The sequence below is a fragment of the Candidatus Enterococcus murrayae genome, from assembly GCF_017315985.1.
In the GTDB taxonomy this organism is placed as follows: Bacteria; Bacillota; Bacilli; order Lactobacillales; family Enterococcaceae; genus Enterococcus_A; species Enterococcus_A murrayae.
This window is the reverse complement of record NZ_JAFLVR010000093.1, coordinates 1-3,167: the sequence shown is the minus strand read 5'-3', so window position 1 is coordinate 3,167 and position 3,167 is coordinate 1. Positions and strand designations below refer to the sequence as shown.

Annotated in this window: 3 protein-coding genes; all 3 read left to right on the top strand. The window is 35.0% G+C overall.

Translation table 11 applies throughout. From position 1 onward, the window contains the following. Positions 1-540 precede the first annotated feature (540 nt). The 3 genes from JZO85_RS22895 (at position 541) to JZO85_RS22885 (ending at position 2,953) form a co-directional block, all read left to right on the top strand. Positions 541-1,752 (top strand): acyltransferase family protein, encoded by a 1,212-nt coding sequence (locus tag JZO85_RS22895; RefSeq protein WP_207110824.1) that lies wholly within the window; start codon positions 541-543, stop codon positions 1,750-1,752. 768 nt (positions 1,753-2,520) lie between these two features. Then, the gene (locus JZO85_RS22890; RefSeq protein ID WP_207110823.1) at positions 2,521-2,727 is read left to right on the top strand and encodes a hypothetical protein; all 207 of its coding nucleotides are present in this window, start codon (positions 2,521-2,523) and stop codon (positions 2,725-2,727) included. A 13-nt stretch (positions 2,728-2,740) separates the two neighbouring features. After that, positions 2,741-2,953, top strand: a complete 213-nt coding sequence (locus JZO85_RS22885) for a DUF2922 family protein (RefSeq protein WP_207110822.1) — start codon at positions 2,741-2,743, stop codon at positions 2,951-2,953. Positions 2,954-3,167: the final 214 nt, after the last annotated feature.

The window sequence follows — 3,167 nt, the reverse complement described above, 5'->3', positions numbered from 1 at the left end:
GGAAAAAACAAAAAAGATTCAATAACAAATATTATTATATCACCGTTCAACAGAATATAAAACCTTCCTAGGTGTTTTTATTTATTATTTTCTATTATTTGTCTTTTAAATAAATATTTAATAACTTAATAGAGCTAAAAATAGTTATTTATCCTAGCGTTCAAATAAAATAAATAGTGTCGCCTTTTTTTGATCACCCTTATAAAAATAACGAATCATATAGAAGAAATCCAAGGTTTTTTTCTTCGTATTGGCATTTTTATTTTTCCTATCTACACTTTAAACTATTCATTCTTTCGTTATTTAAAAGTCGTTTGCCAAAAAAATAAACGCCAGATAAGATATCTGACGTTCCTTTCTTTTCACTTTTCAGCAGCAATACCAATTGCAACTTCTCTTTTACGAATAATCCTCTATAAATCAAATTTGACACATTCTTGATAATTATTTGATAGCCAATTGATTCTTTGCTTTTAAAGTATCAGTGATGAGTCAACCAAGTAATAGGTTGATGAATAAGTAAACTGATCGGAGAAGCAAATGAAAATACAAAATTATCGGCAAATGGACTGCATGAAATTTGCCGCAGCACTTATGGTTATATGTGTCCACACTCGCCACAATGCTAGTGAAGTTTGGTTTGACTTTTTTATTCAGAACATTCTTTGTCGAGTGGCTGTCCCCTTCTTCTTTATTAGCTCAGCATTTTTCATAAGAAAAAAATCATTGGAGGACCCTACTTATTTAAGAATGAAGCTAAGCTCTCTCTTTACGAATTATCTTTTTTGGAGCGTAGTATACATTCTGATTGGTCTTTTTTGGATCAATCAGAATATGGATTTAGATAAAGTTCTCTATCCCTTCGTTCTGCTTTTCGGGATTTTTTATTGTGGCACTTACTATCATCTTTGGTACATACCAGCATTGCTGTTTTCACTGCTCGTTGTTACCAAACTTTTGCATCGCTTTTCCTATAAGATCATTTTTGTTTTCTTAGGCTTTTTCTACCTTCTAGGAAGTCTAGAAACGTACTACAGTCTTATCCCTAACTCTGTAATGAAACATTTTTTTGATACATACATCAGTGTTCTTTTCACGACTAGAAATGGGCTCTTTTATGCACCAATCTTCATCGCCTGCGGCTTCTATATTTACGACAATAAAGAAAAGCTGATCAAGTTAGGGCATTCGATTCGTTACTTATTACTACTGATGGTTCTTTTACTCATTGCTGAAGGATATTTTATCTTCAGATACTCCGATTATTTGGACTGTAATTTCATATTGATGCTCGTCCCAGTCAGCTTTTTGTTGTTCACATTAGGAATCCAAAGCACCATTCCAATCTCCTTTAAAACAAATAGAATCAGATTGCTGACACAATATTACTATTTCATTCATATTATAAGTATCGTTCTAATCGCTGAAATTGGTCATTATATGAATTGGAGATTTCTAGAAGAAGGGCTCTCAAGTTTTGCTTTCGCTGCTTTATTAACCCATTACTTGAGCCTACAGATCATAAAAATCAAAGAAAGTCCTTTATCCAAGACGGTGTGGAGCTTCTCCTTATTCGTATCCTTTTTTCTAACAGGCATACTCACAGCACTTCTCCTTCATTCAAAAGGATCGTTTTCTCCTGTGCACATAGAAGTGTACCCTTGCATGTTCATCTGTATTTTGATTTTTATATCACCAATAGTTGGTTCTATGAAGACTAGCACTTCTTTGAAGAAGACAATTTCTAGATAAGTGCTTTTATAATTTTTTCAATTACAGTGACTGTTAAAGCACAATCACTGTGATTGAAAACTTAGCCTTATAGCTAAATTAATGTCATGGAATCGCATTCTCTACACTTTTTATCAGAATATCTAACATGTGTTTATTTTCAATTTAAGGTATAGTCACCGTTCGTATCTAATCCATTCAGTTTCAGCATCGCATCGAACTTTTCAGTATCTTTAATCATTCCACTCGTTTTCAAATATTGAAAGAGATATGTGGCGCTTTCTTCGACGTGATTATTTTAATTTTATACTGACGGGAGAACGACCGCTAGACTATCTAATGCTTCCAAATACACCGTTTTCTCACTCGTTAAGCAAAAGAGTTCGCCTAACAAAGTTTTCGATTCCCTTTGGTCACTTGATTCGTCGATATCGAAAAACTTATTGGCTACATGTCTATAAAAAGCTTGATGCGAACGATTTTACGCTACTCGACTAGCTTTACAAAGACCGGATGAACCTTTATCTGGTCTTTTTTTGTTGTCTACTCATTAGTTAAGAAGTCAAAACTTTACATTATAACAAATAGCCGGATTCCTTTTCAAGTCGCAAAATTGCACGTGACCCCTCAAATTTACCTGTTGACAGGCTATAAAGCCTATTCCTTCGTTTTAAACCTGCAAAATTGAGGGGTTGAGTGCAATTTTGCGGTTCGCATTCTTTTTCAAAATCGATTATCTTGTAGTCACCGGCCGGTACAAAAAAATCAAACACACGGAGGTATTACATTATGATTCAGAAGTTAAGTACAAAATTACAAGTGCAGCTCGCTGTCCCTGGTGTAGAGAAATTAAAGAAAGTGACCTTCCCAAATGTCGTAGACAATCCTGCTGAAGCAGAAATTCTTGAGCTGGGAGAAATCATGAAGAACTTTGACCAAGAGGATACGTTGTTAGACGGCGTGATCATCACCAGCCAATCACGAGTAACGAAATAGGAGGAAAACATAAATGAAAAAATTAGTAGCGATCTTTAAAACCAGCACAGGACGTTCGCAAACGTGGAGTTATCCAACTCCTGGTGAAGGAAAAGCACCTGAGGAAATCCGAGGATTCTTGGAACGCCTGACAATGTTGAGTCTGTTCAAAAAGAACGACGAAAAGCTGTTCAACCAAGTCGTCAGCGCAAAGTACGTTGAAACTGTTGAAACAATTATCTTTTAAACCATGTGAATGAGAAGCGGTGGCGCAATCGCCGCTTCTCTAACTAAAAAAATATAGAACTCAAGAAATAAGGAGGACATGATCCATGAATGAACAAACACTAACTTGCCGACAATTGTTCAATTTAACACCAAAAACACTAGAAAAACGAATTACTGAATACTATTACCAAACTCAAAATAGCAGCCTAACGAACAAGTATATTTTGACGTTA

Coding starts and splice junctions, on each gene's coding strand:
- JZO85_RS22895 (WP_207110824.1), top strand. CDS start 541: ATGAAAATACAAAATTATCGGCAAATGGACTGCATGAAATTTGCCGCA.
- JZO85_RS22890 (WP_207110823.1), top strand. CDS start 2,521: ATGATTCAGAAGTTAAGTACAAAATTACAAGTGCAGCTCGCTGTCCCT.
- JZO85_RS22885 (WP_207110822.1), top strand. CDS start 2,741: ATGAAAAAATTAGTAGCGATCTTTAAAACCAGCACAGGACGTTCGCAA.